Origin of the sequence: Clostridium sp. AM28-20LB (genome assembly GCF_003480665.1) — a bacterium.
Taxonomy (GTDB): Bacteria; Bacillota; Clostridia; order Lachnospirales; family Lachnospiraceae; genus Otoolea; species Otoolea fessa.
This window is the reverse complement of record NZ_QUJN01000002.1, coordinates 354,890-381,393: the sequence shown is the minus strand read 5'-3', so window position 1 is coordinate 381,393 and position 26,504 is coordinate 354,890. Positions and strand designations below refer to the sequence as shown.

At 45.7% G+C, this 26,504-nt stretch carries 29 protein-coding genes and 5 pseudogenes; 13 read left to right on the top strand and 21 right to left on the bottom strand.

Annotation, left to right across the window (positions count from 1 at the left end; all coding sequences use genetic code 11):
- Nucleotides 1–119: 119 nt before the first annotated feature.
- Nucleotides 120–356 carry a helix-turn-helix transcriptional regulator gene (locus tag DW739_RS06665; RefSeq protein WP_005341369.1) on the top strand — a complete coding sequence of 79 codons (237 nt, stop codon included), beginning with the start codon at nt 120–122 and terminating at the stop codon, nt 354–356.
- A gap of 328 nt (nt 357–684) precedes the next feature.
- Here the strand turns inward: DW739_RS06665 and DW739_RS06660 are convergent.
- The 7 genes and pseudogenes from DW739_RS06660 to DW739_RS06625 all read right to left on the bottom strand — a co-directional run.
- A pseudogene (locus DW739_RS06660) lies at nt 685–936 on the bottom strand (flavodoxin); the annotation flags it as partial.
- A 127-nt stretch (nt 937–1,063) separates the two neighbouring features.
- A pseudogene (locus DW739_RS15105) lies at nt 1,064–1,201 on the bottom strand (LysR family transcriptional regulator); the annotation flags it as partial.
- Between the two features lie 316 nt (nt 1,202–1,517).
- A complete protein-coding gene (locus tag DW739_RS06645; RefSeq protein ID WP_117796834.1) occupies nt 1,518–3,518 on the bottom strand; it encodes a heavy metal translocating P-type ATPase in 2,001 nt (666 codons plus the stop codon).
- 98 nt (nt 3,519–3,616) lie between these two features.
- Nucleotides 3,617–3,835: a cation transporter gene (locus DW739_RS06640; protein WP_107000734.1), complete on the bottom strand. Its 219-nt coding sequence runs from the start codon at nt 3,833–3,835 to the stop codon at nt 3,617–3,619.
- Nucleotides 3,836–4,082: 247 nt separating this feature from the next.
- Nucleotides 4,083–4,187, bottom strand: a pseudogene (locus DW739_RS06635) (DNA-3-methyladenine glycosylase I); the annotation flags it as partial.
- Nucleotides 4,181–5,017, bottom strand: a complete 837-nt coding sequence (locus DW739_RS06630; protein WP_118481839.1) for an NAD-dependent protein deacetylase, SIR2 family — start codon at nt 5,015–5,017, stop codon at nt 4,181–4,183. The gene DW739_RS06630 and the pseudogene DW739_RS06635, both read right to left, overlap by 7 nt.
- A 60-nt stretch (nt 5,018–5,077) precedes the next feature.
- Entirely contained in the window at nt 5,078–6,034 is a 957-nt protein-coding gene (locus tag DW739_RS06625) for an NAD-dependent protein deacetylase (RefSeq protein WP_182427951.1), read from the bottom strand.
- 125 nt (nt 6,035–6,159) lie between these two features.
- Here DW739_RS06625 and DW739_RS06620 point away from each other — a divergent pair, with 125 nt between their 5' ends.
- The 4 genes from DW739_RS06620 to DW739_RS06605 all read left to right on the top strand — a co-directional run bounded on the left by DW739_RS06620 (nt 6,160) and on the right by DW739_RS06605 (nt 8,669).
- Complete coding sequence (locus DW739_RS06620) at nt 6,160–6,603, top strand: Rrf2 family transcriptional regulator (RefSeq protein WP_118481841.1); 444 nt, start codon at nt 6,160–6,162, stop codon at nt 6,601–6,603.
- 244 nt (nt 6,604–6,847) lie between these two features.
- Nucleotides 6,848–7,210, top strand: coding sequence for a CGGC domain-containing protein (locus DW739_RS06615; RefSeq protein ID WP_107000739.1), 363 nt, complete (start codon nt 6,848–6,850; stop codon nt 7,208–7,210).
- A 53-nt stretch (nt 7,211–7,263) separates the two neighbouring features.
- Nucleotides 7,264–7,650, top strand: coding sequence for a metalloregulator ArsR/SmtB family transcription factor (locus DW739_RS06610; RefSeq protein ID WP_107000740.1), 387 nt, complete (start codon nt 7,264–7,266; stop codon nt 7,648–7,650).
- Nucleotides 7,647–8,669, top strand: a complete 1,023-nt coding sequence (locus DW739_RS06605) for an AraC family transcriptional regulator (protein WP_118742816.1) — start codon at nt 7,647–7,649, stop codon at nt 8,667–8,669. Before DW739_RS06610 ends, DW739_RS06605 begins: the two co-directional genes overlap by 4 nt.
- Nucleotides 8,670–8,795: 126 nt before the next feature.
- Here DW739_RS06605 and DW739_RS06600 read toward each other — a convergent pair whose 3' ends face one another.
- The 3 genes from DW739_RS06600 to DW739_RS06590 form a co-directional block, all read right to left on the bottom strand.
- Nucleotides 8,796–9,389, bottom strand: a complete 594-nt coding sequence (locus tag DW739_RS06600; protein WP_118742863.1) for a sugar O-acetyltransferase — start codon at nt 9,387–9,389, stop codon at nt 8,796–8,798.
- An 83-nt stretch (nt 9,390–9,472) separates the two neighbouring features.
- Entirely contained in the window at nt 9,473–9,583 is a 111-nt protein-coding gene (locus DW739_RS15100; protein WP_147341939.1) for a DUF2200 domain-containing protein, read from the bottom strand.
- Between the two features lie 142 nt (nt 9,584–9,725).
- On the bottom strand, nt 9,726–10,121 hold the full coding sequence (locus DW739_RS06590) for a pyridoxamine 5'-phosphate oxidase family protein (protein ID WP_107000742.1): 396 nt from the start codon (nt 10,119–10,121) through the stop codon (nt 9,726–9,728).
- Nucleotides 10,122–10,240: 119 nt separating this feature from the next.
- Here DW739_RS06590 and DW739_RS06585 point away from each other — a divergent pair, with 119 nt between their 5' ends.
- A complete protein-coding gene (locus tag DW739_RS06585) occupies nt 10,241–10,579 on the top strand; it encodes a helix-turn-helix domain-containing protein (protein ID WP_107000743.1) in 339 nt (112 codons plus the stop codon).
- Nucleotides 10,580–10,990: 411 nt separating this feature from the next.
- Here the strand turns inward: DW739_RS06585 and DW739_RS06580 are convergent, their stop codons facing one another.
- Nucleotides 10,991–11,305 (bottom strand): hypothetical protein, encoded by a 315-nt coding sequence (locus DW739_RS06580; protein WP_333489793.1) that lies wholly within the window; start codon nt 11,303–11,305, stop codon nt 10,991–10,993.
- A gap of 12 nt (nt 11,306–11,317) precedes the next feature.
- A complete protein-coding gene (locus DW739_RS06575) occupies nt 11,318–11,581 on the bottom strand; it encodes a hypothetical protein (RefSeq protein WP_333489792.1) in 264 nt (87 codons plus the stop codon).
- Between the two features lie 324 nt (nt 11,582–11,905).
- On the opposite strand from DW739_RS06575, the gene DW739_RS06570 reads away from it, so the two are divergent.
- Together DW739_RS06570 and DW739_RS06565 are read left to right on the top strand one after the other, a co-directional pair.
- Nucleotides 11,906–13,666, top strand: coding sequence for a diguanylate cyclase (locus DW739_RS06570; protein WP_118742815.1), 1,761 nt, complete (start codon nt 11,906–11,908; stop codon nt 13,664–13,666).
- A 370-nt stretch (nt 13,667–14,036) separates the two neighbouring features.
- Entirely contained in the window at nt 14,037–14,327 is a 291-nt protein-coding gene (locus DW739_RS06565; RefSeq protein ID WP_182427950.1) for a hypothetical protein, read from the top strand.
- Here DW739_RS06565 and DW739_RS06560 read toward each other — a convergent pair.
- Both DW739_RS06560 and DW739_RS06555 read right to left on the bottom strand, forming a co-directional pair.
- The gene (locus tag DW739_RS06560) at nt 14,313–15,464 is read right to left on the bottom strand and encodes a HAMP domain-containing sensor histidine kinase (RefSeq protein WP_118742814.1); all 1,152 of its coding nucleotides are present in this window, start codon (nt 15,462–15,464) and stop codon (nt 14,313–14,315) included. The two genes, DW739_RS06565 and DW739_RS06560, sit on opposite strands and share 15 nt — an antisense overlap.
- The gene (locus DW739_RS06555) at nt 15,461–16,138 is read right to left on the bottom strand and encodes a response regulator transcription factor (protein WP_118481845.1); all 678 of its coding nucleotides are present in this window, start codon (nt 16,136–16,138) and stop codon (nt 15,461–15,463) included. Before DW739_RS06555 ends, DW739_RS06560 begins: the two co-directional genes overlap by 4 nt.
- Nucleotides 16,139–16,285: 147 nt before the next feature.
- On the opposite strand from DW739_RS06555, the gene DW739_RS14875 reads away from it, so the two are divergent.
- From DW739_RS14875 to DW739_RS06540, 4 genes and pseudogenes are all read left to right on the top strand, one after another.
- Nucleotides 16,286–16,432 carry a CD1871A family CXXC motif-containing protein gene (locus DW739_RS14875; protein ID WP_182426666.1) on the top strand — a complete coding sequence of 49 codons (147 nt, stop codon included), beginning with the start codon at nt 16,286–16,288 and terminating at the stop codon, nt 16,430–16,432.
- Between the two features lie 25 nt (nt 16,433–16,457).
- The gene (locus DW739_RS06550; RefSeq protein ID WP_182427956.1) at nt 16,458–17,351 is read left to right on the top strand and encodes a 4Fe-4S binding protein; all 894 of its coding nucleotides are present in this window, start codon (nt 16,458–16,460) and stop codon (nt 17,349–17,351) included.
- Nucleotides 17,352–17,362: 11 nt separating this feature from the next.
- Nucleotides 17,363–18,313 carry a TlpA disulfide reductase family protein gene (locus DW739_RS06545; protein WP_182427955.1) on the top strand — a complete coding sequence of 317 codons (951 nt, stop codon included), beginning with the start codon at nt 17,363–17,365 and terminating at the stop codon, nt 18,311–18,313.
- Between the two features lie 89 nt (nt 18,314–18,402).
- Nucleotides 18,403–18,645: pseudogene (locus DW739_RS06540) on the top strand (peptide-methionine (R)-S-oxide reductase); the annotation flags it as partial.
- A 336-nt stretch (nt 18,646–18,981) separates the two neighbouring features.
- On the opposite strand, the gene DW739_RS06530 reads toward DW739_RS06540, so the two are convergent.
- Both DW739_RS06530 and DW739_RS06525 read right to left on the bottom strand, forming a co-directional pair.
- A complete protein-coding gene (locus DW739_RS06530; protein WP_233430213.1) occupies nt 18,982–19,119 on the bottom strand; it encodes a hypothetical protein in 138 nt (45 codons plus the stop codon).
- 211 nt (nt 19,120–19,330) lie between these two features.
- Nucleotides 19,331–20,647, bottom strand: coding sequence for a hemolysin family protein (locus DW739_RS06525; protein WP_107000749.1), 1,317 nt, complete (start codon nt 20,645–20,647; stop codon nt 19,331–19,333).
- A gap of 623 nt (nt 20,648–21,270) precedes the next feature.
- On the opposite strand from DW739_RS06525, the gene DW739_RS06515 reads away from it, so the two are divergent.
- Nucleotides 21,271–21,966 (top strand): site-specific integrase, encoded by a 696-nt coding sequence (locus DW739_RS06515; protein WP_243023742.1) that lies wholly within the window; start codon nt 21,271–21,273, stop codon nt 21,964–21,966.
- Nucleotides 21,967–22,304: 338 nt separating this feature from the next.
- Here the strand turns inward: DW739_RS06515 and DW739_RS06510 are convergent, their stop codons facing one another.
- The 5 genes and pseudogenes from DW739_RS06510 to DW739_RS15095 all read right to left on the bottom strand — a co-directional run bounded on the left by DW739_RS06510 (nt 22,305) and on the right by DW739_RS15095 (nt 26,333).
- Entirely contained in the window at nt 22,305–23,516 is a 1,212-nt protein-coding gene (locus DW739_RS06510) for a site-specific integrase (protein WP_118742811.1), read from the bottom strand.
- Nucleotides 23,517–23,663: 147 nt separating this feature from the next.
- Nucleotides 23,664–24,872 (bottom strand): annotated as a pseudogene (locus DW739_RS06500) (site-specific integrase).
- A gap of 71 nt (nt 24,873–24,943) precedes the next feature.
- Entirely contained in the window at nt 24,944–25,174 is a 231-nt protein-coding gene (locus DW739_RS06495; RefSeq protein ID WP_118471502.1) for a DNA-binding protein, read from the bottom strand.
- Nucleotides 25,167–25,589, bottom strand: coding sequence for a type II toxin-antitoxin system PemK/MazF family toxin (locus tag DW739_RS06490; RefSeq protein ID WP_118742810.1), 423 nt, complete (start codon nt 25,587–25,589; stop codon nt 25,167–25,169). Before DW739_RS06490 ends, DW739_RS06495 begins: the two co-directional genes overlap by 8 nt.
- A 582-nt stretch (nt 25,590–26,171) precedes the next feature.
- Complete coding sequence (locus DW739_RS15095; protein ID WP_227589447.1) at nt 26,172–26,333, bottom strand: hypothetical protein; 162 nt, start codon at nt 26,331–26,333, stop codon at nt 26,172–26,174.
- Nucleotides 26,334–26,504: the final 171 nt, after the last annotated feature.

Sequence of the window (26,504 nt, the reverse complement as noted above, 5' to 3'; positions counted from 1 at the left end):
CCTCTTCCTGTTAAAAATAATTCCTTATTACGAAACATTATAAAATTTAAATTCTTTAGAATCAATATATATGTTTCTGTATTACGAAACTTTTTATTTTATAAGGGGAGTTCATCATTATGCAAAAGATTAGACCAGATATGGATATTGGTAAAAATATCCAAGCAATTCGATATAAAAACAATATGACTCAAGACCAAGTAGTTGCAAAATTAAATCTTATGGGTATCTCCATCACCAAAAGTACCTATGCCAAACTGGAAACAAATCGCATGAACATTAAGGCATCTGAATTAGTTGCACTTGCAAAACTCTTTCATACCGATATCAATGCTTTCTTTTCCGGCTTGCTATAGTTCGACATTCCCCGACTCCCTGTGTATATAATAGCATATAAAAAATAAGAACCAGTCTATATTCTTATCGGATATAAACCAGTTCTTTTTTCTTATCAAATAATATAAAAGTGACAGGGAATTCAGATTCTTATCTTCTGTCACTCATGTAATTATTATTCTATTTTAAATTTAATGAATTTACCCATTCTTGAATTTCTTTTTCAATGTTATTTTCTATATAAACGTCATACACATTTTTCCACATTATCTGTGTATACTGTTATTTTCAACCCCATAATTATAACTTGGTACACGCTATACACTACTATAAACTGTACTCCATTTTAGGGAATCCCAGAAGGATTTCATCATAAGAGCTCATATCTATCTCTTTCTTCATGATCTCCGGTCTGTATTTCTTATCACTCATTTCCACACTGCTCCGGGATTTTTTATCCATCCAGTCAAGATCAGCCTTTGTATATGGAACTTTTGGCTCAATCTCAAATAAATCAGCTTTTGCTTCCTCTGCAACCATCTCTGCTACTTTTTTTGTTGTTCCGCTTGCACTGAAAAATGCTACTAATTTTTTACTCATAATAAAAAGCCCCTTTCTTTGCAAATTTCTTGTATAAAAATAGATGTATAAGATTTGAATTTCTCTTATACATCTATTTTATACCCATTATTTTATTATGTCTAATGCTTATATTGAATTCTATTCTATCTACAAGTCCTTTTTTCATCATCTCATAAACCGTATCTGCTGTTGCGGTATGAAGTGCAATCTGAATCAGTGGGTATTTTTCTTTATACGTTTTACATATCCTTACCAAGGTCTCTACTGCCGCAAATTCACCGCATAGCTCAAATTTTATGCTGTAATGCCATTACGATTTCTTACAATACAAATTCCGTCATTTCGGTCATATTCATCCAGCAGTTCCGGATAATGCGTAGTGAAAATAAGCGTTTTAGAACATAGTAAATAGCCTTTCCACTCCTGCGCCAGCGAACCAAACCTTTCATGCGTAAAATACGGATATGGTGAGAAACAGCGGACTCTGACCTATTCAGTTTGTCTGCAACTTCACTGACACATGCTTCTGAGGGACCAATTTAAAATAAAGCCTTCATGCGGGAAGGGTCCCCCCTTTTGTTTTTGTTTATTTCTGAACTTTAAAGATTTTTCACAAACAGTGCCCGGATAGCGTTGAGGACGGCTATAATCATCACGCCCACATCCGCAAACACGGCCAGCCACATATTGGCGAAGCCCAGAGCGACCAGCACGAGGCAGACCAGTTTTACGCCGATGGCCACCACGATGTTCTGATAGACGATGCCAAGGCACTTGCGTGAGATTTTGATTGCTTTGGAAATTTGCATTGGATCGTCATCCATCAGTACTACATCCGCAGCTTCAATGGCAGCGTCAGAACCCATAGCGCCCATAGCAATGCCGATGTCTGCCCGGCGAAGCACCGGGGCATCGTTGATGCCATCTCCCACAAAAGCCAGTTTTTCTTTCTCCGGCTTGTTCTGAATCAACTGCTCCACTTTCTCCACCTTGTCGGCAGGAAGCAGTTCACTGTAAACCTCATCCAGCCCCAGTGCGGAGGCTACACTATCAGCCACCTTCTTGGCGTCACCAGTAAGCATCACAGTCTTGCGAACCCCAGCCGACTTTAATGTCTGAATGGCTTCCTTGGAGTGAGGCTTCACGATATCGGAAATAACAATGTGCCCGGCATATTTCCCGTCAATCGCCATGTGAATAATGGTGCCTACGCTGTGGCACGGAATAGCCTGGACCCCCAGACGATTCATGAGCTTGTCGTTTCCAGCCGCGACCTGATGATCATCCACTGTGGCGATGACACCGTTGCCGCTGAGCTCCTGAATATTGGTTACACGGCTGCGGTCAATTTCCATGCCATAGGCTTTCTGTAAGCTCTTGCTGATGGGATGACTGGAAGCGCTCTCTGCCAGGGCCGCGTACTCCACCAGCTTGCGTTCGTCCATCTCGTTGTGGTGGATGGCGTTGACCTCGAACACGCCCTGGGTCAGAGTACCGGTCTTGTCAAAGACCACGATCTTAGCCTGTGACAGGGTCTCCAGATAGTTGGACCCCTTCACCAGAACGCCCGCCTTACTGGCTCCGCCAATTCCTGCAAAGAAGGACAAAGGAATGGAAATGACCAAAGCGCAGGGGCAACTGGCAACGAGGAAGGTCAGCGCACGATAGATCCAGGTCTCCCAGCCTGCATCCAGCCCCATGGCAAACATCCGTACCAGCGGCGGCAATACAGCCAGCGCCAGCGCGGCATAGCACACCGCAGGAGTGTAGATCTTGGCAAAGCGGGAAATGAAGTCCTCCGACTTGGACTTCCGGGAGGAGGCGTTCTCCACCAGATCCAGAATCTTGGAGACAGTGGACTCGCCAAATTCCTTGGTTGTCTGAATATGGAGCAAACCTGTCATGTTGATACAACCGGAGATGATCTCATCGCCAGTCTTGACCTCACGGGGCAAACTTTCACCAGTGAGAGCGGCAGTGTTCAAAGTGGATTCTCCCTGCACTACGGTACCGTCAATAGGAACTTTCTCACCGGGCTGTACCACAATAATGGTGCCGATACCCACTTCGTCCGGGTCTACCTGTTCCAGTTTTCCCTCCCGTTCGATATTGGCATAATCAGGACGGATGTCCATCAGATCACTGATGTTCCGGCGGCTCTTGCCCACAGCGTAGGACTGGAACCATTCGCCCACCTGGTAGAACAGCATCACCGCAATGGCCTCCAGATAGTCGCCGTTTTCATATACAGCCAGTGCCAGAGCCCCCAGCGTAGCCACCGCCATCAGAAAGTGCTCATCGAACACCTGACCGTTACGGATACCTTTTCCGGCTTTTTTCAGAATGTCGTAGCCAATAACCAGATAATCCACCAGGAACACAGCCAGACGTACCCAGCGGCCTGCCGAGCCAAACACTTCAAATGCGCCTGCGCCCAGGACCTGCAAAATTAACAGTAGAACCGTAGCAGTCAGAATCCGCCACAACATCACTTTTTGTTTTTTGGTCATACCGGCGGAGGGCCGCATGCCGATGATCTGAAGGATCACGGCCAGCAGAGCCACCACGATCAGCAGACCGTTGATGATATACTCCTGCATTTCGTTTTACCCCTTTCACAATTGCTTATTCGTTTATTTATCTAAGAGAAAAAATGCCCTGCAAGCTGCCGCTCGACAGGGCATTTCGTTTCGCTGGCTTACAGAAATATCTCGCAGTCGGGTTCCACCTTCTTGCAGGCTTTGCGAACCTCCTGCATAACAGCCTTGGGATCCTGATCTTCCTCGAACTCCACGTTCATCTTGAGGGTCATAAAGTTCACCGTAGCACTCTGTACGCCGCTGGTCTTGCGGGCGGCATCTTCCATCAGGTTGGCGCAGTTAGCGCAATCCACATCGATTTTGTAAGTCTTTTTCATTTTGAAAATCTCCTCTCTTAATTTGTTCCTGTTGTCAGAACAATTAAATCATTGTTTAATTGTATCTTCATCATACGCAGGAAAACCGTCCTCGTCAACGCTTTGAACCCATATCCTGCTATTCGGGAAAAGGGTTCTTCTGTTTGGGCAAAATGCAGCTTTTATCGGCACATTCCAGTACCCGGTAAAAAGCCGGGAGGCATTGACAATTTGAGTCAACTTCCCGGCGTTTTATTTTCTGCATTTTCTACTGCTGCAAAGGATTCAGAAAGCAAATTGATTCATGAGAGTTGATAGCTCCCACCGCCTGCAAATAGGCATAGATGATTATGGTCCCCACAAACTTCATGCCTCACACGCCTCCCGGAGAGCAGGCAGCAGCTCATCCAGCCGCCCGTCCAGTCCGAAGGACTTCTCTTTGATATTGTCCGCAATGTAGATCTCCCCCAGATTGATGGTCACATAAGTGGCGTTTGGCTCGCCGGCCACCAGGCGCATCATCGGGGCCTTGATCAGCTGATTGCGCCAGCCAATGCCCAGCTCTAGAACCACCAGTTTCTTTCCGTGGTAGGTTTTCAGAAAGTTTTGGAACCGTGCCTGGGCAGCGGTATCCGGAATCATTCTCTGACCCGCGCCCATGTGGATGTCCATGGGACCTCCGCACTTGGGACAACGCGGCACCAACTCTGTAGGCACATGGCCGCCCTGTTCGGCAGCCGATAATTTTTCGGCCACCTCTAAACTTGAATAGAGGGTGTCGTGGCAGGGGCGGGCACACTGCATCGTAAACCAGTTGCCCTCAATCTCATAGATTTTCGTCGGATCGAAACCACACCGTTCAAAGTGACCTTCTCCGTTTGATGTGACGACAAAGTAATCCTTCTCTCCCACAATGGCCTTCAAATCGTTCATCACCGGCGTAGGCTGGTATTGCCCGCAGTAATGATGGATGAGCCGGGCCCAGAAGGCCCATTTTTTCTCCTCGCTGGGCCATCCGGCCATCATTCCCTGCAAAATACAATGTAAGCCGTATTTTTGTTTGAAATCTCCAAACAATTCATCAAAGGCTGCATTATCTGCAAACAAATGCAGTCCTTCGGTGATGGACAGGCCGTTACTGGCCCCGATCAGGATAGCGTCCGCTTCTCTGAATTTTTCGGCAATGGGTTTCCAATCAATCATATTCGTTCGCTCCTTTCTATTTTATGGTTGCTGCGATGGATCGCGCCTGCCGGAGAGCAGCTAGAGTTTTCGTGCATCCCGTAGCACTTGAGCAATGTCGGCCACAATGGTCATGCCCTTGTCCTCCAACTGTTTGGGCAGGAAGTCATACTTGTTGTTGACAGCAATATACCGGGCATGGGGAAAGCTGAGGGTCAGGTTCCAGAAAGGCTCCTGAATAAACATGGGAGTCATTCGGCCAACGCCCAGTTCCAGAAACAGAATTTTGCTGTCTTTGTGTTCCAGCACATAGCGAGAAATTTTTTCGTACTGTTCTTCGTATTTCTTTCCTTGCAGAAAATTCCCATATCCTCGCACCCAGGGGAATGCCTCACCGCCGCAGTGGGGGCACCGGGGAATGAGATCCGTAGGAATCTTCGTGCCATCCCCCATAGCGGCTACCATATCAGCCACCGGCTTTACCGCATCCCAAGTGTCATCGGTACAACAGGCGGCACACTGGAGGAAGCGGTGATCCCCCTGGACCTCCGCCACCTTCTCCTCCGGGTAGAGTTTGACAAACTGGGTATCCTGGTTAGTGGTGAGGATGAAGAAGTCCTTGCCTTTCAGCAAAGCGTCCAGATCCAGATAGGGATGACGCACAGGTGCGGTCTGGGTGGTGTGAAGGAAGGTGGCGAGATACCCCCAATACTCTTCCCTTGTCTTCCATGGGTGCATCATCCCTGCAAAAGCACCTTTGAAGTGGTACTTCTCGGCAAAAGGTCGGAAGTATTTGCGGTAGGAGTCGCTGTCCTCGTAGTAAAAATCTCCGCCACCGGCAGCGGACAGGCCGGAGGCCCCGCCCACTACCACACAGTCAGCTTCCTTTACCTCCTGTACCAAACGATGGATCTGTTCGCTATACGGCAGCGGCTTTTTGTCAGTCAGCTGATAAGGCGTACTGCCGGAAGCATAGATAGGATAGTGCCTGGAGTAATTCATCTGGGTCTGCATGACCAAATCATCATAGAAGTTCATTTTCACCATTCCTTTCGAGTGGGTGTTATTTTTATTCTTACTTCAAATCATCTTAGCATCCTCTTGCATCGCTGTCAATATGCTGTTATAATAAAAATAACATCAAGCAAAAAGGAGATCCGTCCATGAAATATCCAACCCGCCTTAGCGATGCTGTTCATATTCTGGCTTTTATCGCTCTGTACCCAGACTGCGATCTGACCAGTAACAAGCTGGCAGAGAGCATTCAGACGAATCCTGCCTATGTGCGCCAGCTCATGTCCGCCCTGCGGAAGGGTGGACTGCTGATCAGCGTGAAGGGACATCCCCGACCTGCTCTGGCTCGTGAGCCGGAGAAAATCACTCTGCTGGACGCCTATCGGGCAGTAGAGGGCAACAAGCCCCTGCTCCATCAGGACATCCACACCAACCCCGCTTGTGGCGTGGGTGTAAATATCCAACTGGTGCTACGGGATTTTTACTTGGACATTCAAAAAACAGCGGAACAAAGAATGCAAGAAATTACACTGAAAGATGTACTGGAACAATATCACATGAAGTTAGAAGGGACGCTCTTGCAGCGTTTATGACGGATTGATTTTCAGAAACTCTTCCATTTGGGAGAAAAATTCTTCTGAACGGGAAATACAGAACCTCCTTGCGGAGCTATACTGAGAACCGGAGAGACCTATACCCCGTATTTTGTGAATGATTAAAGAGGATCGCTACTACGAGGACGTTTCCATCCAGCTGTTGGAAAATCTGGTTACATAATAATAGACAATGGACCGGCCAAATCTGAATGGCAGGCCCTAAATTAAGGAGGAAACTAATATGAAACTTGGCATTATTCGTTGTATGCAGACAGAGGATTACTGCCCCGGAAGCCGGGATTTTCGGACAATCCGAGAGAGAAAAGGCGCTTTTATGGGAGAGGATGATATTCAGTTAGTGGGCTTCATCAACTGCGGCGGCTGCCCCGGAAAAAAAGCGGTGCTGCGGGCCCGTTCTCTGGTAGAACAGGGCGCTGACACCATTGCTTTTGCTTCTTGCATCAGCAAAGGGACTCCCATTGGTTACCCCTGTCCTTTTGCTAAGCGTATGCGAGAGCTGGTGCAGAAAGAGGTAGGCGATGGTGTCCGTATCTTGGATTACACCCATGACGCTGGCCCTGAACCAGAAACATCTCAAAAGTAAAGTTTCTTTTCTCTCCGGTCTATGATAAGATAGACTTCAAGGAGGAGTGCTAAATGATTCAGAACCACTTACCCCACGACCACGGACAAACTATCGAGCATGAACTGGAATATATGCCCAGCGTAGAAAACTTTCAAACCGTAGCTGATATTTTCAAGCAGCTGGGAGATGGCAGCCGTATTCGCATTTTTTGGTTGCTTTGCCACTGTGAGGAATGTGTTATCAATCTTTCAGCCATGGTAAATATGAGCAGTCCTGCAGTTTCTCACCATCTCAAGCAGTTGAAATCAGCGGGTCTGATCGTTAACCGCCGGGACGGAAAAGAGGTCTATTATAAAGCAGCTGATACCGAGCAGGCCCGAAATTTCCACCACATGATTGAGTGGCTTGTAAAAATCGCCTGTCCGTCGCAAGTAGAAAAACAAAAAGGAACGCCATGAAAAAAGAAGAATCCAAAGTTATCGCTCAAAAACTTCAAAAGATCCCAAACGGCACCCTCGCCTTGAAGCATTGCCGGGCTGGTGGAACGGGTACTACACTCTTTGGAGAACAGTTTCGAGCGGTTACCGCTGGAAAAGGGTGTATGGAGGCATATGAAACTTTTCCTGGAATAGAGGTATCCTTCAATGTTTTTCTTGCTTCAGAGGTCAGGTTTCGGCATGATGCTTCGGATTCTGTTTTAGAAATTTACTATTGTCGCAGTGGTCGCGTGGGTTGGAATATGCACGGCGGTACTGCCGTCTATTTAGGTACAGGTGATGTGACAGCACACAGTATGGCCTGCTGCGCGGATTCCGCCATGATGTTTCCCCTAGGATATTCAGAGGGAATTTCCATTTCCGTGGATCTGAAACAGCTCTCTTCCATTTGCCCGGAAGTTTTAAAGAATGCCGGTGTGGAAGCAGACCAGTTACAGAATCGATTTTGCTCCGGAAAGCCATCCGCAATCCCGTCTTGTTCCGATTTAGAGCATATTTTTGCCCCACTCTTTTCTGCTCCTGTGTCCGTTCGAATTTCCCTCTTGAAATTGAAGGTGCTGGAAATTTTGATTTATTTGAGCAACATGAAATCGGAGCATAAAGAATTGACTCAATACTTTTCCCAGCAAACCGAATTGATAAAAGAAATTCATCAACAGTTGACAGAGCACTTGGAGCAACGATTTACGATTGCAGAACTTTCCAAACAGTATTTGATAAATACCTCCACTCTAAAGGAGATATTCAAGGCAGTCTACGGTCAGCCTATCGCCACCTATATGAAGGAATTTCGAGTGCGTCAGGCTATGAAATTATTACGAGAAACAAATGACACTATCGCGGATATTGCTTCCCAGGTAGGCTACCAAACCCAGGGAAAGTTTTCAAGCGCTTTTCAGTCTATCGTCAAAATGTCACCCAGAGAATACAGAAAAATCCAGGGTATAGCTCCATTGGATTCCTTTAGCAAAACACTGTAATGAAAAATCCCGAATTGTCATTCCCAGTATAACATGCCTTCTCCCCGCAGAAAAGCATGGCAAAAAACAAAAATGTCCCCGGAGAGCTTGTGCGTATGTTTTTTCAGCGTTTCCGATCTGAATTTCTCAGAACAGAATATCCTCCGGCTTGAACTTATCTTTTTCGGTAATGGGGCGGATCACCTTGCAGGGCACCCCTGCTGCGATGACACCGGCGGGAATGTCATGGGTGACGACGCTTCCCGCCCCGATAACCGAGCCTGCCCCGATGGTAACGCCGCCGCAGACGGTGGAATTTGCACCGATCCAGACGTTTTCCTCCAGCGTAATAAGTGCTGAGGTTCCAATGCCGTGGCTGCGCTGCTCCGGGTCGATGGCATGACCGGAGCAGGCAAGGCATACGCCGGGGGCAATAAAGGCACCTGCTCCGATGTTTACCGGAGAGGTATCCAGAATGACACAGTTATAGTTGATGACCGCCAAGCCGTGGGTATGGATGTTGAAGCCATAGTCACAGTGGAAATCCGGTTGAATGCCGGTCATGGGAGAGCAGGTGCCCAGCAGGGTCTGCAGGATGCTGCGCCGCTTTTCCTGTTCGTTGGGAGCGGTGCGGTTGTACTCCCAGCACAGTTGCTTTGCACGGTTCTGTTCCTCCGTGGGGGTGTTTTCATAGCCGCTTACGTAGGCGGCAGGGCGTTTCATAATATCCAGAGCGTTCATCGTGTTTGTCCTTTCCATACAATGTTTCCTCAAGGATTATACCACATTCTCTGTCGGTGTGTAATAGGCTGCTTTCCCCTCCCTCATTTGTTTCTCCGCTTGATCTTCTCCATCACTTTGCCCTTAGCCAGCTCATCCACCAGCATGGGATATATTTTTGCAAATGGCATGGCATATACTTTTTCAGTTTCCATTTTCGTTCCTCCCTCAGGTGCGTCTATGTGCAGCGTATACCACGCTTCCGGATAATAAAGAATATGTGCCGCCGCCCGCAGCGCCAAACATCAGCCGGGGAATTTCCAGTCTGACAAACCGTAATGTACATTACTCAAAATTTTACAGATTGATAACCTTCGGTTCTTCTGTGAATGAATAAATAGTTGCGATGCCACTTTCAAAAACGAATACCGTCATCAAATTGTCATCAACCGTATACATAGACTGGAGAGCATTTTTATTTGCTTCCATCATGGCTACACGAGCTTCACGGCGAGTATCTTCTTTTACTGCACCTTTCACACGAATCCAAGTACCTTTGTTCATTCCACACATTTCAACTTTTCCATTTACTTTCATCTGATTGTAAACATCTTTTTTATTATTCGTTACAATATAAAGTTTTCCTTCAAATTCACATACAGCACCAAATGGGCGTACATGTGGCTGGTCTCCTTCTACCGTGGCAAGATAAAAAGTTCCGCATTCCTGCAAATATTTTACTACGTCATTCATTTCAAAATCCTCCTGAAAACAAATTGTATTTTTATTTTTTATGCGTATAATTATATATCATAGGAGCAAACAAACAAGTACGATATTTTACGATACTGGTATCAGAAAGGAACGTATATATGGAAAAGAAAAATCTATTTGGGCTTTGCCCATATGTGACTTCGCAAAAAGTTTTAACAGGTAAATGGTCTATGTATATTATGTATTTGTTAACAGATGGTCCCATCCGGTTTAATGAATTACAAAGAAAAATGCCAGAAGAAATGACACATACAACGCTATCAAGACAGCTGAAAAAGTTGGAAGAAGAAGGCTTGATTGAACGCATAGAATATCAGCAGATTCCACCAAAAGTAGAATACAAATTAAGTGATATTGGAGAAAAATTCAGGAAAGTACTGAAGGAGTTGGAAATATGGGGAAACGAGTATATTCAATATTTAAACGATAAAGAATGATGAAATATTCTCCTACGAATATGGGTAGCATATAAGCTATTCAGTTTTCAAGGAACATCCGTTTTCGCGTTGGCCTCGTAGGCGCGCTTTGGTTGTCCTTGCAGGACTACCTACGGTTCGTTTTGACTTTTTTAGTGTCCTATGCAGTCGGATTGGGGCAAAAAAATACCCCGTTGGTTTCCCAACGAGGCATCGAAGACGATTCTATTCTGTTTTCTGTAAACTGGTAACCGTTTATCTCCTGGTGACCATTTGAGTCACGGCCAATGTATTAAAAAAGCAAAGCTCATCTCAGCAAATCAGACAAGCTGTATTCTCCTTTGGGGATATTTGCTGTTCTGCGATACTCTTTTATGGCTTTCACCAAGAGCTGTGGGTTACTGAAATACTGCTTCACAAAATCATACGACTTCACATCATGCATCCGAAGATTTGTTTTACAAAATTCGCTTGTTTTTTTCCAGAACGCTTAAACTGATCATATGCTTTACTCAATCGAAATTCCTCTCTGCGAGAATCCAAAATCCGTATCACAGAAATCTGCTCATCAAATCCTTTCCGTAAGTATCGCTCCTCGAATCGTTTAGCACTTCTGCAACGGATAACACATTCTTCCAACATTTCTTCTCTTTTGAAAATCAGAAGATCATTATCAACCAGTATGTCGATAATAGCTTCTTCGGCAGATCCTTCACATATACACGCCTTATATTTTGCTAATTCCATTCTGCTGCCTCCTTAATTGATTGAAGCAGCCAGGCTTTTCTTCAAGCGCATATACGCTTCATATGCTGGCGTTGTTCCCTCAAGGAAACCGCTCTGGTAGGCATCACTCTTTTTAATATCATTACGTTTCAATATATGGCTCAAATTTTCTGCTGTAATGCCATTACGGTTTCTTACAATACAAATTCCGTCATTTCGGTCATATTCATCCAGCAGTTCCGGATAATGCGTAGTGAAAATAAGCGTTCCGCCATTCTTGTTCAGTCGGCTGTCCATAAAGAAGCGTAACCGCCATGTTGAATTCCAAAAGAAAAGATGCCATAAAAACAAGCAATCCAACAATCAAACTGTACTTTTTTTATTTGTTTAGGAGCACTACTTCTCTTTTCCATTGTACGCAAGGAAAACGTTATCAGTACAATGTAAAAACGTTCTATAACTTTTTGGGCAAAATTTATTCAATTTTTTTACTTCCGTGATATAATGCTTAATTATAAAAACATTAGTCAGAGACCCAACTCCCACTGAGACAAATTTGCTATTACTCACCACCTGAAGAGGTGGGAGTCTTCTCGACTGAGATAAAACGAGGTGAATCAGGTGAAAAAAAAGACACTTGTGCCTCTTCTCGTTTTTTTAATGGGCATATGCCTTGTTAGTTTAGTCGTATACAACACAGATACTCAGGAAAAAGAGCAGAGCCGCACAACAGCACAATTAAATGCAACAACCTATGGAGAACGTATAGAGAATGAGATTATAAATGGAATAGAGATTACAGATGTTCTGAAACAGCTTTTGATCAGCGGAACTGGAGAAATCAATCAATTTGACACAATTGCAAAAAATATTATGTCGGATTCTGTTGAAAGCGTACAGCTTGCTCCGGCTGGTATTGTAACGGATATTTATCCGGCCGATGGAAATGAGGCAGGTAAGATTGATCTGATTCATGATAAAGAACGTGGTGAAATTTCCATATATGCAAGAGATCATCATACAATCGTTACACAGGGACCTTTTGAATTGAAACAGGGTGGATATGGAATTGCTGTCCGCAATCCTATTTATCTGAAAGATGAAAACGGGCAGGAATATTTTTGGGGATTTACCATTGTTATCCTTCGTGTTCCGGATATTTTTTCAGATGCGACAAGTGCGCTTTCGAAATTTGGATATGAATATAGTCTTTCCAAAACGGATAATCCATGGAGTGATAATTATAAAATTATTTATCAGTCAGATCGTCAATTAACGAATCCTGTTTCCTATGACTTTACGATAGGAACGGAGAACTGGAAGTTTGAAGTAATGCCTGAAAATGGCTGGGGAAACAATACATTAATAGCAGTAATCAGTGTTTTCTTTATTGCGATTACCATGCTTTTGGTAACTCTTACCCGGATGTGGCTGGTATCAAAAGAAAATAAAAACAAATTTCAAATACTGGCACACACAGATTCTCTTACAGGTATTTACAATCGCTATGGATTCGATGAACTGGCAGAAAAGATGATTAATAAAAATCCGAAAGCGAAATTTGTGGCTGTACTCCTTGATATTGATGATTTTAAATTTATTAATGATATCTATGGACATGTTTACGGAGACAAAGCATTAAGGAGTCTGGCAGACAGTATGAAAGCTTTTTTCCCGTCTGATGCGTTACTAGGAAGAAATGGTGGAGATGAGTTCTGTATTCTTTTAAAAAATTATTCCTACGAGGATGTAAAAGAGAAGCTACAGCAATTCACTATGGCTCCAAAGACATTTTCATATAAGGGAAAAGAATATCCATTTTATATTTCTCTTGGATATTCGGAATATCCGACATTTGCGTCTAACCGTTCACAGCTTATGCGCTGTGCAGATGCAGCCCTTTACGAAATAAAACTTCATGGAAAAAATGGCTGCATGGCTTATAGGGAAGGACTTGAATTAAGGGTTCGTAAACAACTGGGATTTGCATTTAGGGATATCTCCGAGCACCTTCCAGGAGCATTTATCATATACAGAGCAGACAAAGAAGATGATGAACTCTTTTATGCAAATCAGGAGTTTCTTCATATGGCCGGATATAAAGATATGGATGAACTATTCAGACTTACAAAGAAAAGTTTCAGCAACCTGATACGGGAAGATGAGAAGAAGAAGATAGAAGCAAGCATTTGGAAACAGATTGATAATGGCAATGGAAATGACTATATCCACTTTCATTTACGAAGAGCGGATGGATCGTATCTGTCTGTGCTTGACCATGGGAGAATTGTTGAGAGCCAGCAATATGGCAAAGTATTTTATGTATTGTTCATGGACTGGGAGGATATGAAAAGTCATTACAGTGAAAAATTTTCCGGATAATCGAAGGAAATATTGTAAAAAATATCGTTGTAAATAGAAAAATCCTGCTCATATTCATATATTGAACAGGATTTTTTTTAAATCGCATGTGGAGCTTCTATTTGATTTGCCAAGCTATGATCTGTTTTCGCCAGTGAATTAAGCAATGCCCGCATCTTTGGATCCAGATTCTTTTTCCCATAAAATGCTTCTTCAAAACCCATGATAACTTAGAGGATGACACCCATCAAGGTATCCACCAAGTTAGCCACCAAGATTCTACGCCGTCAGCAGGTATACTGCGCCTAATAAAATTGTGTTAATAGGGTTATTTAAATACAGCAGATCAGCATGAGCAAAAAGTGGGATTCCAAGCCCGCGCTGGACGAGCATGGTTGCCGTGGAGCGTGAGGACTTTGACCGACTTTCCACTCTGGCAAAGAAGTACGTTACAGCAGAGAAAAAGAAATCCAAACTGCAAAAGGCGGTGGATGCGGCAAACAAGCTAATTGCAAAGCTCAAGGCTGAGATTGACAGTTTGAAACAGGAAATTTCTGATTATAAGTCTGTCCACAGCAAGCTCCGTGCGGCGGAATTGGAGCGTGAAAATACGGAGAGGGACGCCGCAGGGCGGCAAGCGAAGCAGCGAAAAACGAATAAAAGTGTTTTAGGGCTTCGTTGATTGTTGCGTTGGCAACCCCACCGCAATGGTAGTGCCCTTCTCCGAACTTTTCTCCACCCAAACGGAGCCGCCGTGGAGGTCGGCGATCTCCCATACCAGTGAGAGCCCCAGTCCTGCGCCACCGTATTCCCGGCTGCGAGACTTGTCCACCCGGAAGAAGGGCTGGAAAATACTGCGCTGATACACCTCCGGGATGCCGCAGCCGGTGTCGGAGACGCGGAGCAGGAGCTTTTCCAACTCCTGAGTGACAGAAACCCGTACCGAGCCGCCCGGCCGGTTGTACTTGACAGCATTCTCCGTCAGGTTGAAGATCAGCCGGTAAATCAGTGCATCGCTGCCGGTCATAATGCCGTCGCCCTCCGCCGTCAGCGTGACGCCGAGCTTATCTGAGAGCGGCGCAAGATCTGTGAAGATCTCCTCGATCATGGGAGCGAGCTGGATCCGCTCGTTCCGCGCCACCTGCTGCAGATTGCTCATCTCCAGCAGTGTCCTGGTCATCTGTATCAGCCGTTCCGTCTGCTCACGCAAAAGCGTGAGGAACTCCGCCGTCTCCGGTCGCACATCAGGATGCTCCGCGGAAAACAGCTCCAACTGCGCCTGCATTAGTGCCAGTGGCGTGCGCAGCTCGTGGGCGGCGTTGCCGGTGAACTGCCGCTGAGCGGAAAAGGCGTTGTTCAGCCGCTCCAGCATCTGGTTGAACGAGCGGCTCAGCTGCCGGAACTCCGAAATAGCGTCTTCATCGATCCTCATATCGGCAAGATTGTTCAGCTGCACCTGCTCCACCTGCGAGGTAAAGCTGCGCAGGGGCTTGAGAGCGCGTCCGCTGACGAAATAGGCGAGGATGCCGCTGAGCAGCGTTATCGCCGCCGTGATGTACCAGTTGGTGGTGCGGAAGCGCCCCTGCACCCCATCGACAATGATCGTCAGATCCTCGTCAGGGGCTATGAGCTGTGGGTCAAAGCTCGCCGCTCCGCCATCATTCAGGATCACCGTGCCGCCGCCTTGTAAGTTGTCCGCAATGGTGTCCATATAATACATACCGGAGGAGCACAGCAGCAGATTCATGGCCACGCAGGTGACACCGATGAGCAGGACGGACATCAGCGTGATGCGCCACTGCAGGGAAAGCCGCTTCATTCCGCCTCACCTCCCATCAGATAGCCCTCGCCGATGCGGTTGCGGATGGGGTCATAGCCCAGCACGGCGCGGAGCTTTTTGCGCAGGGCGGAGATGTGGACGCGAATGGAATTGCTGAAGCTGTCCACGCTATTGTCCCAAACGTGATCCATCAGCTCCTCCTGACTTACTGGCCTTCCTTGATGCACCATCAGGTATTCCAGGATTCCTGTTTCCTTCCGGGTGAGCGTCAGCGTCTGCCCGTTGACGGTGGCGGTACGGGAGCGGGTGTCAAAGGTCAGGCCTCCGCAGCTTAGCAGCACATCCTGCTGGGTAAACTGCCGCAATGTCAGGCTGCGGATGCGGGCCTCCAGCTCGGCGAGGTGGAAGGGCTTCGCCAGATAGTCGTTCGCCCCGGCGTCCAGCCCCTGCACCTTGTCCTCCACTTCGCTGCGGGCGGAGAGGATCAGCACCCGCGTCTCCCGGTCGGTCTGCCGCAGGGTGCGCAGCACCGTCATGCCGTCCTTTTTCGGCAGATTCAGATCAAGAAGCACCAAATCGTATCGTTCCACGCCCAGAAGCGCCAGCGCTTTTTCCCCGTCATAGCAGTAGTCCACGCTGTAGGCCAGCCGCCGCAGGCTGCGGACGATGGTTTCGCACAGGGCGCGTTCATCTTCAATTACTAAAAGGTGCATGAGAGCCCTCCTTTTTATTTCTTCGTTTTTGTGTTGCTTTCATTATAGCAAAAACAGATAAGGTTTGTGTTAAGTTTTCGTTCTTAACAGAGACTTTAACTCTCCCGCGCTATGATAGGGACAGAAAATCGGAAAGGGTGATGAAAAATGAGCTGCGAGAAAAAGGCAGCGGCGCAGATCGCGCTGCTGATGGCCGGAGCCGCCATGCTGTGCTTCGGTGTCTGGCGGGGCGAGGCGGCGACAGTGCTGAGCAAAGCAATCAAATTATGTCTGGAGTGTGTGGGCATTGGGTAAAAAGTTTTCAGGCGTTTCACAGACAATGTCCCGCTTCCGGGGCTGGATTCAGGCGGGGGCGACGCTGCTGACCAACCTGCATCTGCCGAACTTTCTCAAGGGCGGACTGTATCAGGGGGCGGGGAAGACCGTCTGCGTGCCGGGGCTGAACTGCTACTCCTGTCCGTCGGCGTCCGGGGCCTGCCCCATTGGTGCGTTTCAGGCGGTGGTGGGGTCTTCCAAGTTCAGCTTCTCCTACTATATCATAGGCTTCCTCATTCTGCTGGGCGTGCTGCTGGGGCGCTTTATCTGCGGCTTTCTATGCCCCTTCGGCTGGTTTCAGGAGCTGCTGCACAAAATCCCCACTAAGAAGCTTTCCATAAAGAGGCTGAAGCCGCTGACATACCTGAAATACGCTGTCCTGCTGGTGATGGTTTTCCTGCTACCGGCGTTCCTTGTGAACGATGTTGGCATGGGAGATCCGTTCTTCTGCAAATACCTCTGCCCCCAAGGCGTGCTGGAGGGAGCCATCCCGCTGTCCCTTGCCAATTCCGGCATCCGGGCGGCGCTGGGCAAGCTGTTTACATGGAAATTCAGCATCCTGCTGTCGGTGATTGCGCTGAGCGTACTGTTCTACCGACCGTTCTGCAAGTGGCTCTGCCCGCTGGGCGCGTTCTACGCGCTGTTCAACCGGGTGTCCCTCTTCCAGATGAAGGTGGATAAGAATAAGTGCGTTTCCTGCGGGAAATGCGCCAGAGCCTGCAAGATGGATGTGGATGTGACGAAAACGCCCAACCATACCGAGTGCATCCGCTGCGGAATGTGCATCCGCGCCTGTCCGACGAAAGCCGTGTGCTTCCGCTACGGCTTCGGAGACGGTAAAGATAAGGCAAAAGCAGCGGAAACACTACAAACAAACAACACTAACAGGGAGGAATAAAACGAATGAAGATGAATAGGACGAATACTGCCGGCAGAATTCTGGCTCTGCTGCTTACTGCACTGATGGTGCTCTCTCTGGCAGCCTGCGCCACAAAGGGCGGAGACAAAATGGACGGAATGAGTAGCGAACCGAAGAATGCCGAGGAAGCGGTTGCCATGCACAAGGAGCTGATGGCGCAGGAAAATGCCATTCTCTCGGAGAACACAGCGCTTTGGGAAAAAGTTTTCATAGCGGCCGACAAGGGCATGACCATGCAGGAGGACGGCAAAAACTATGGTGAGTTCTTGTTGGACACCATCGAAGGTTCCAAAGATCAGTTTACGGAGGATGAGCTGAAGCTGCTCAAGGAGGCGGCAGAGAAGATCCGCGAGATTGAAAACAAGCTGACCATGATAGAGAAAAAGTACCCCGAGGCGGCACAGCAATCTACGGATGGCGCTATGAGCGTGCCCGCGGGCAGCGACATGACCACGCCGCCTGATGACGGCAGCATGCAGAAATTCCCCGCCTTTGAGGGCAAGGACCTGGATGGCAACACGGTGAAGAGCGACGAGCTGTTCTCCGCCAACGCCGTCACCGTGGTGAATTTCTGGTTCACCACCTGCAATCCCTGCGTAGGCGAGCTTTCCGAGCTGGATGCGCTGAACAAGGAACTGGCGGAGAAGGGCGGCTCCCTCATCGGCGTCAACACCTTCACGCTGGACGGCGACGAAACGGCAATTTCCGAGGCGAAGGATGTGCTTGCCAAGAAGGGCGCCACCTATCAGAATGTGTATTTTGACTCCGACGGTGAGGCGGGAAAGTTTACCACCAACATCTTTGCCTATCCCACCACCTATGTGGTCGACCGCAGCGGCAATATCGTGGGTAAACCCATCGTAGGCGCCATCACGGAAAAGAAGCAGGCGGAGACGCTGCAAAAGCTCATCGACCAGGCTCTTGCCGCCGATATGGGCTGACAAACGAATTTATCTTCTCCGAAAGGAGGGATACACCATGTATTGGAGAGTATTGCCGCTTCTGCTCACCGCGGTACTGCTACTGAGCGGCTTTCACAAAGCCCATTGAAGAGCCTGCCGTGGTGGAACTGGAGGACCTGAGCCACGGCATGCGCCGTACAGAGGTCAGAAGCCGTGCCGGAGATTCTCACCTTGGTCATGTGTTCACTGGCGATCCGGAGTCCCCCAATGGCGTGCGCTACTGTATCAACAGTGCGGCCCTGCGCTTTGTGCCTTACGCAAAGATGAAAGCAGAGGGTTACGGATATCTTCTGTATCTGTTCGAGGAATGAGTTCGCAAAATACTGTTATGTTTCTTAATATTTTTGCTATCAACATGTTCTCCTGCGGCCTTACGATCTGTCAAATCCATCCATGCTTTTGCCTTAAATGGAATCAAATATGCCGCATCCAAGACAGTCACTCCGTGCTTAAACTCTACGTCCTCATAGGTAACCTTGACTCCAAGAACTTTATCGAGATATTCCATGTCATCACCTGCATTCTTAACTCTTTTTCTGTATTATAACTTTTTTTGAGTTAAGATACAATATTTGAGTTAAGAGCAGTCAAAGATCAACATTATAAAAAATCATTTTCAAAGAAAAAAGCCCGGTGCAGCATGAGCATTACACCCACACTGCACCGGACATTCCATCATCGACTGCTTTGTCTATTTTCTTCTTCCTGCCGCACTTCCTGCTCATGCAGCTGCTCTTTTTCTGCTCGTCCTCTTTCAGGTTTTCCTGCATAATCTTCTGCGCCACAAGCCAATCCTGCATTTCCGATTTGGTCTTGCGGTACTCTGCATGTGTTCGTCCGTCAACGGCAAAATTGGACTTCATGGATTAAACAAATGTGTGTCTCCCTCTTTTTTATCGCAACATCATTCTATCCCTGTTGTATTTGAAAATGTATATGTACTCTTCTGATATATCCCCTTGTTTCTAAAATAATTTTCAAATGCATTTCAAAATTTTATTCTAAAATTTCTATAATTGCATGTTCAACTTGATGTTCTTTTATTTTGTCAATGATTATATGCATATTTTCTATTTCTAATTCTATTTTTGTATCCCCATCCTTTGGTACCATACCAAATTTTTGAAATACAAATCCAGTAAATGTGTCACAATCTTCTGCTGTAAATGTAACACCTATAGCGTCTTCAATATCACTTAATCGTATATTTCCTTTCACTTCCCACTTGTTATCGCTTATTCTTATAATAACAGTTTCTTCTTCCGACGATATTGGTTCAATATCGTTTAAATCGCCAACAATTTCTTCTAATAAATCAAAAAGAGTTACTATTCCAACCACTCCACCATGCTCATCTAATACAATCGCCATAGATTGCTTCGATTGTTTCATATTTTTAAAAAGCACATCTGCTTTTGTAGTTTCCATAACAAAGTATGGTGCAGAAATTGCAGAATCTATAACCATATCCTTACTTTTTTCTTTTAATCTAAAATAGTCTTTTGCATTTAAAATGCCAATAACATGATCTATCGAATCTCCACAGACGGGATAAAGGGTATGTCGTGTATTGTGGATTGTTTCATCCCACTCCTTCACATCATCAGACATCCATAATATTGTCACATCTGTTCGATGTGTAGCAATCGTACCAGCCATAATATCATTAAATTCAAAAACATTTTGAATAAATTCTTTTTCTTGATGATCTATTGTTCCTTTTTCACTTCCCGCATCAACAAGCATACGTATTTCTTCTTCACCCACTTGATCTTCCGCTTCATTTGGATCAATACCACAAATCCTCAAGACAATATTTGTTGATATTGAAAGAAATGAAACGATTGGCTTAAATAGGATAGAGATTCCCGTAACCAATCCTGAAATCCCCATTGCCAGTTCTTCAGATTTTTTCATTGCGATTCTCTTTGGAACTAATTCGCCAAAAACCAACGTGAAATATGATAAAATCAATGTAATCAATATAACAGCTATGGTATCTAAAGTAGAACGTGGAATATTCACACCCATCCCAACAACCCAATCAACTAAAGGTTCTGAGAAATTATCTGCTGCAAAAGCACTTCCTAAAAATCCCGACAATGTGATTGCAACCTGAATTGTCGCAAGAAATCGTGCCGGCTCTTGCGTTAATCGTACTAATCTCTTTGCCCGACCATTACCTTGTTCTGCCATTCGTTCTAGCTTTGTTTCATTCATTGATAAAACAGCGATCTCTGCACTCGCAAAAATCGCGTTTAATATAATTAAAATAATCTGCACTACTAAAAGAATAAAAATTGATGTACTCATAAATAAAACCTTTCTACAATAAAATTATCTAAATATCACACTTACTTAAAAGCAACAAAAGACATGGTCTATGTTCCGAATACATAGTCCATGCCTTGCGATATATAAATAAAAATTCTATTGAATTGGTTCGCTTCAGAATCATTATCACTTTCGTCCATGTTAAATATTCCTCCTCTCAAATAGTATTGTAGTACAGTATAACAAAAAGACCTAACATAATCAATTCGAAAAAAGCAAAAGTGTGTTAAATTTATGTAAAACATAAAATCCGATTATTTTTAATTTCTTTGGGAAATTCAATTTTCTTTATCATCACTTAACATCATTTTAAAGTAAAAAGCAAGCCATTTTCAGACTTGCTTTCCACCATATCATCTTCCTTATTGATAAATCATTTCTTTATTCACAATCTCCCTTGCACATGCTTGTATATCACTCATTCTCGTCTAAAACCTCTTTCTTTGTGCGTCTATGCTTTCCCTGCTCATCATAAAACATATTTCGGGTAGCAACCTTTACTTCGGGTTGTTCCAACATTTTCCGTTCACTAAATACCAGATGAATATGATAATTCGTCTTTACAACAGGTTATTGACACCTGCGGAAAGAATTTTCCCACATTGAAGAAAATCAAAATCCTGTTCAACCAGTTATATGAATTTGCATTGAAGAATGACATCTGCAACAAAGATTATTCTACTTTTGTTGAAATCACCCAGTACAAAGACCGCAATCCAAACAAGCATACACGTACAAAATTCACGAAAGAAGAAGTCGCAAAAGTCTGGACAATGAAAGAGGATAAATACTATCAGATTATCCTCATGCTGCTCTATAATGGCACACGTATCTCTGAATTTCTTGATTTGAAGAAAGAAAATGTGCATTTGGAAGAACAATATTTTGATGTAATTGACAGTAAAACAGAAAACGGAATCCGAAAAGTTCCGATTGCTGACAAGCTCCTTCCCTACTATAAAGACTGGTATAATTCTTGTCATGATTGCGAATATCTTCTTCATACAGAGGATGGCAAAAGATTTCTTTATCTCAATTACTATGACAGCTATTGGACTCCTCTTGTGGAACAGATTGGAATTGACCGTACACCACATTATACTCGACATACCTGCATTTCCATGTTATCGGAAGCTGGTGTTCAGGATACAACAATCAAGAAAATTGTGGGGCACTCCGGTGCTATGACTTTGACAGAAAAAGTTTATACTCACTTAGATATGCAGGTTCTTGTAGACGCAATCAACAAAACCTTAGAAAATGAGGACAGCGTAACTGCCAATACAAAATCTGCATAGCAAAAAGGACACTCTCCAGTGCCTATCACCGAAAAGTGTCCTATATTTTTTAGATATTTTTGTTGCAAACGTGTTGCAAATGCGTTGCGAACTGAGTAAATTCCACCGCTTTTCACCACATCTGACAACTCCACAAACCCTTGTAAAACAAGAATTTGAACGTAAATTCGAGTTCTGTAGATTATCGCTTGCTGAACTGCGGAGCGCGACGAGCTGCTTTAAGACCGTATTCACCTGACCTTGATCCCAAAAGTCCAGTATTCATGCGTTTTTTCGGGCTTCCCTCTCTCAGTAAACCCATAGGTAAACCCACGAAATCGCGAGATTTTTGGTGCCGTTTAACGCAGCCCGAATGCAGCATTCACAACGCTGCTTAATTTCTCAGGTTTATTATACTTGACTTTCGCATAGATGTCCATAGTCGTTTTGCTGTTCTCATGGCCTGCCAAATACTGCACCGTCTTTGGATCAACACCTTTGTAAATCAGATTGGTGATGTAGGTGTGCCGCAGCATGTGCGAAGTCACCTTGAAGTCCATCGTATACACCAGCTTGGGATTGTTCGGCTGATGCTCACCAAGCCTTGGCTTTATTCTATGCTTGATGGACTGCCCATTTACATAGGTGTAATAACAGCGTTCTGCGGTGGAACGGACTGTTATGTACTTCCAGACCCTCACAAACTGTGCTTCCGTCAAAACAGTTCCCTTTGAATTGGAGATCACATATTCCGATTCTGATTTTTCCCTTGCTTCCTTGAGACAGGCTACCAGGCATTTGGGAATCGGAACATCTCGCTTCGCTGCCGGAGTCTTCAAAAGTGTGTTGACCACCGGCTCACCGCCTTCCACATGCCATGCACGCCTTACAGAAATGCACGGCGTTTTTTCATCCAGGAATACGCAGTCCCATTTCAATCCAAGAATCTCTTCTCTACGCAATCCCGCGTACAAGCCAATCATTACGAAAACATACGGTGGTAGCTCACGAATGCTATCCAGCAAAATGGCAGTCTGTTCATCCGTCAAAGCTTCGCGCCGTTTCGCAGGCTTTCCTCCTCTTGTGCAAATCGTTTTGGATGGATTCTCTTTGATCACCTTGCTCTCTTCTGCCGAATTAAAAATGTTCTTAATCAGCATATTGAGCTGACCATACATTCCGGAAGAGCCTTTTGATAGTGGAACCATCAGCAGCCGCAGGTCATCTGTAGTTACCTCGTCCATATACATCTGTCCAATTGGACCCACGATGTACCGATTCACCATCCGCTCGTATCCCTCCAACGTATTGGTTCTTACCGTTCCAGACCGCATCAGCAGCCATTTTTCGCAGTACTCTTCCACGGTCGGATTCTCTCTGTGGAAAACCACTTCTGCAATTTTCTTCTGGGCATCTTCCACCCGGTCATACAATTCTTCGCGTGTCAGCCCATAGATTGCCACTCTCTTTCCGTCTGCATCTGTAATTCGGGTACGATAATACTGTACCCCTTTCATCATCACTGTTCCGTATTCCGGAAGTTCAGCAGGACGCTTTTTTCCTTTAGCCATGTGTTCTCCTCCTCGTCTATCTTCATATATTGCGTGTTGTCACTTTTATTATCATGGCGTACACCACTTCCTTCAAGGATGTCGAATGTATGTAAAAAGGGCAGGGATTTTTGACCATCCCTGCCCTAAGTTTTTTCTGATTTACTCTTAATCCCACGATGCAAAAGCATCTTCCAGCACTCCTGCGAGCTGCTCTGGGCGATTGTATTTCACCTTGGCGTAAATATCCATGGTGATCTTGCTGCTTTCATGACCGGCAAGATACTGAACTGTCTTCGGATCAACCGAAGCATGAATCAGATTCGTAATATAGGTGTGCCGCAGCTGATGCGGAGTCACCTCAAAGTCCAGACTGTAAACCACATTTCCATTGTGTGCCGCCTTTTGCCCCAGAACCGGCTTCACCGTATGCTTTACCCTCTTGCCATCTTCATAGCGATAATAGCAGCGTTCCTTGGTGGTACGGGTTACGATATACTGCCATAATCTCTTGAATTGCGTATAGGACAACGGGTCTCCATCCCGGTTTGCAACCACATAATCCGATGTCGATGTATTCTTCGCCTCTTTCAGACATTCCAGAAGATTGTCCGGCAGAGGGACATTCCGATGCGCTGCCTTTGTTTTCAGCTCTGTCAGAATCACCGGACGATTATGCTCCGTATGCCAGGCTCTCCGAACGGTAAGGTACGGAGCCTCGCAATCAAGATACACCGAATCCCATTGAAGTCCGAGGATTTCTTCTCTCCGCAATCCTGCGTACAGCCCCAGCATTACAAACACATACGGCGGCAAGCCGTAAATGGCATCCAGCAGCTTATCCACCTGCTCATCCGTAAGCGGGAGGCGTTCCTTCTGGGGAATTCCTCCCACATTCTTCTTCAGATAGATGGTCGGATTCTCATCAATGATCTTGCTCTCCATTGCTGCCGTAAAAATACACTTATATATAACGCTCACCGATTTGTACACGGATGCCGACTTTTTTGATGCCGCCAGCAGTGCCAGGCGAATGTCATCTGCTGTTACATCTCCCATATGCATATCGCCCAATGGCTTAATGATGTAGTTCTTCACTTTCGATGTATAGTCAATCAGCGTTGTCATCCTGATCTGTGCCGACTACATCAGCAACCATTTCTCGCAATACTCCTCCACTGTAGGTGTACTGCGGCGATACGTCTTGTTCTCAATCTGCTGGATCGCTTCCTGTTCCTTCTGGTACAGTTCCTCTCTCGTTCTTGCATATAAGGAAACCCGCCGCCCCTGCTGATCTGTTACACGGGTTCGATAATACTGTGTTCCCTTCATACTCACCGTACCATAATCGGGAATCATCATTCTTCTTGCCGCCATATCATTACCTCCAATTCTGTTGTTGCTTTCATTATTGCGGATTCATCGTCCATACTCAACGATGTCGATTTTCACCGCCGAAAGCTTCGAGGTTTGCGATATGTCGCAGCACGTTCCATCGGTTTTGCACGGTGTGTACATTTTGCAATGTACTCCTGAAGCCCCACTTCCGTGAAATAAACGCAGCCGTTTTCCACATACTGAACATAGGAGATCAAACCGTCTGTTCTTGCAGCATCCAGTGTTTTTACGCTGATTCCCAGTATACTGGCTGCTTCCTTCCTTGTAATCAGTTTATCCATCGCCTTCTTCGCCTTCCTTTCGGCATTTGCCCTGTCTTTTTTTCTCTGCCTGTTCCGGAATGTAATAACCAAGCTGAATCCTTACAGCTTCATCAATCCCACGCATCTGCCCCTTACTTACCCGTCCAAGATAGCGAATCACGCATATCTTGTCGCAGGTGTCGAGCTGTTCTGCCAATACCATAGAAGGTTTTGCCAGTCCCTTTGCTTTACGGAGAAAGAAATGCGTTGGCTGCTTTCGCTTCTTCTCAATTTTCGATGTCAGCGGAGCAATCGTGATCGTCGGCGCATAATAATTGCCGACATCGTTCTGAAGAACCACAACAGGACGAACACCGCCCTGCTTTGATCCAACCGGAACACCGAGATTGGCGAGATATAAATCACCTCGCCGATAAACCCATTTTTCTTTCATTTGCTGTTGTCTCCAATCTCCATACACTGATATGGATAAAGCCTGCCAGGTATCATGCTGATACAGCACCCAGCAGTGCTTTCTGAAAATATGGTTTCTCTGTACTTTTTCTTATCACCCCAGAGATGTAGGATTTCTCACAGGCGGCAGTGTGCTTCACTGCTCCATTGGAATTTAACCATCCCGCCTTCCTTATGGCCGGACCGCGAATTACGGAAGTATCATTGTCCCTGTCTGGCTTTAGCACCGCCGCCGGTTGCAATCCGGCATTTGCTTCTGCGAAACCGCTATCGCCCCGATGGGCTTCATGGCGTGCAGTCGATGGCTCGACCAAACAGGAATGTACCTGAAGAATGAGTATTCAGTTTTCAAGGGACATCCGGACTTTCGTCCTTACAAAGTAAGTTTAACAAGAATCCTCCGGTTTCGCGTTGGCCTCGTAGGCGCACTTTGGTTGTCCTTGCAGGACTACATATGGTTTGTTTTGATTTTTTCAGTGTCCTATGCAGTCGGATTGGGGCAAAAAAAATACCTCGTTGGTTTCCCAACGAGGCATCGAAGACGATTCTATCTCATACGACTTCACATCATGCATCCGAAGATTTCTTTTACAAAATTCGCTTGTTTTTTTCCAGAACGCTTAAACTGATCATATGCTCCTTCTGCATGAATAATCAGCATTTCAATTTCTGGAGCAGTAATGACATTTACCACGTCAATTTTCTGCTCATATGCTTTACTCAATCGAAATTCCTCTCTGCGAGAATCCAAAATCCGTATCACAGAAATCTGCTCATCGAATCCTTTCCGTAAGTACTATGCATAAAAGCACAGCCGCAGAGTACATCTGTGGCTGTGTTTTGTGTTCAGTTGCTCACTGTTGCGTGGACTGGATATGGAGAGACAACATATCTC

Bases quoted from the DNA above. Each gene is read 5' to 3' on its own strand.
- DW739_RS06665 (WP_005341369.1), top strand. From the start codon at position 120: ATGCAAAAGATTAGACCAGATATGGATATTGGTAAAAATATCCAAGCA.
- DW739_RS06645 (WP_117796834.1), bottom strand. From the start codon at position 3,518: ATGCAGGAGTATATCATCAACGGTCTGCTGATCGTGGTGGCTCTGCTG.
- DW739_RS06640 (WP_107000734.1), bottom strand. From the start codon at position 3,835: ATGAAAAAGACTTACAAAATCGATGTGGATTGCGCTAACTGCGCCAAC.
- DW739_RS06630 (WP_118481839.1), bottom strand. From the start codon at position 5,017: ATGATTGATTGGAAACCCATTGCCGAAAAATTCAGAGAAGCGGACGCT.
- DW739_RS06625 (WP_182427951.1), bottom strand. From the start codon at position 6,034: ATGAACTTCTATGATGATTTGGTCATGCAGACCCAGATGAATTACTCC.
- DW739_RS06620 (WP_118481841.1), top strand. From the start codon at position 6,160: ATGAAATATCCAACCCGCCTTAGCGATGCTGTTCATATTCTGGCTTTT.
- DW739_RS06615 (WP_107000739.1), top strand. From the start codon at position 6,848: ATGAAACTTGGCATTATTCGTTGTATGCAGACAGAGGATTACTGCCCC.
- DW739_RS06610 (WP_107000740.1), top strand. From the start codon at position 7,264: ATGATTCAGAACCACTTACCCCACGACCACGGACAAACTATCGAGCAT.
- DW739_RS06605 (WP_118742816.1), top strand. From the start codon at position 7,647: ATGAAAAAAGAAGAATCCAAAGTTATCGCTCAAAAACTTCAAAAGATC.
- DW739_RS06600 (WP_118742863.1), bottom strand. From the start codon at position 9,389: ATGAACGCTCTGGATATTATGAAACGCCCTGCCGCCTACGTAAGCGGC.
- DW739_RS15100 (WP_147341939.1), bottom strand. From the start codon at position 9,583: ATGGAAACTGAAAAAGTATATGCCATGCCATTTGCAAAAATATATCCC.
- DW739_RS06590 (WP_107000742.1), bottom strand. From the start codon at position 10,121: ATGAATGACGTAGTAAAATATTTGCAGGAATGCGGAACTTTTTATCTT.
- DW739_RS06585 (WP_107000743.1), top strand. From the start codon at position 10,241: ATGGAAAAGAAAAATCTATTTGGGCTTTGCCCATATGTGACTTCGCAA.
- DW739_RS06580 (WP_333489793.1), bottom strand. From the start codon at position 11,305: ATGGAATTAGCAAAATATAAGGCGTGTATATGTGAAGGATCTGCCGAA.
- DW739_RS06575 (WP_333489792.1), bottom strand. From the start codon at position 11,581: ATGGACAGCCGACTGAACAAGAATGGCGGAACGCTTATTTTCACTACG.
- DW739_RS06565 (WP_182427950.1), top strand. From the start codon at position 14,037: ATGGTTGCCGTGGAGCGTGAGGACTTTGACCGACTTTCCACTCTGGCA.
- DW739_RS06560 (WP_118742814.1), bottom strand. From the start codon at position 15,464: ATGAAGCGGCTTTCCCTGCAGTGGCGCATCACGCTGATGTCCGTCCTG.
- DW739_RS06555 (WP_118481845.1), bottom strand. From the start codon at position 16,138: ATGCACCTTTTAGTAATTGAAGATGAACGCGCCCTGTGCGAAACCATC.
- DW739_RS14875 (WP_182426666.1), top strand. From the start codon at position 16,286: ATGAGCTGCGAGAAAAAGGCAGCGGCGCAGATCGCGCTGCTGATGGCC.
- DW739_RS06550 (WP_182427956.1), top strand. From the start codon at position 16,458: ATGTCCCGCTTCCGGGGCTGGATTCAGGCGGGGGCGACGCTGCTGACC.
- DW739_RS06545 (WP_182427955.1), top strand. From the start codon at position 17,363: ATGAATAGGACGAATACTGCCGGCAGAATTCTGGCTCTGCTGCTTACT.
- DW739_RS06525 (WP_107000749.1), bottom strand. From the start codon at position 20,647: ATGAGTACATCAATTTTTATTCTTTTAGTAGTGCAGATTATTTTAATT.
- DW739_RS06510 (WP_118742811.1), bottom strand. From the start codon at position 23,516: ATGGCTAAAGGAAAAAAGCGTCCTGCTGAACTTCCGGAATACGGAACA.
- DW739_RS06495 (WP_118471502.1), bottom strand. From the start codon at position 25,174: ATGGATAAACTGATTACAAGGAAGGAAGCAGCCAGTATACTGGGAATC.
- DW739_RS06490 (WP_118742810.1), bottom strand. From the start codon at position 25,589: ATGAAAGAAAAATGGGTTTATCGGCGAGGTGATTTATATCTCGCCAAT.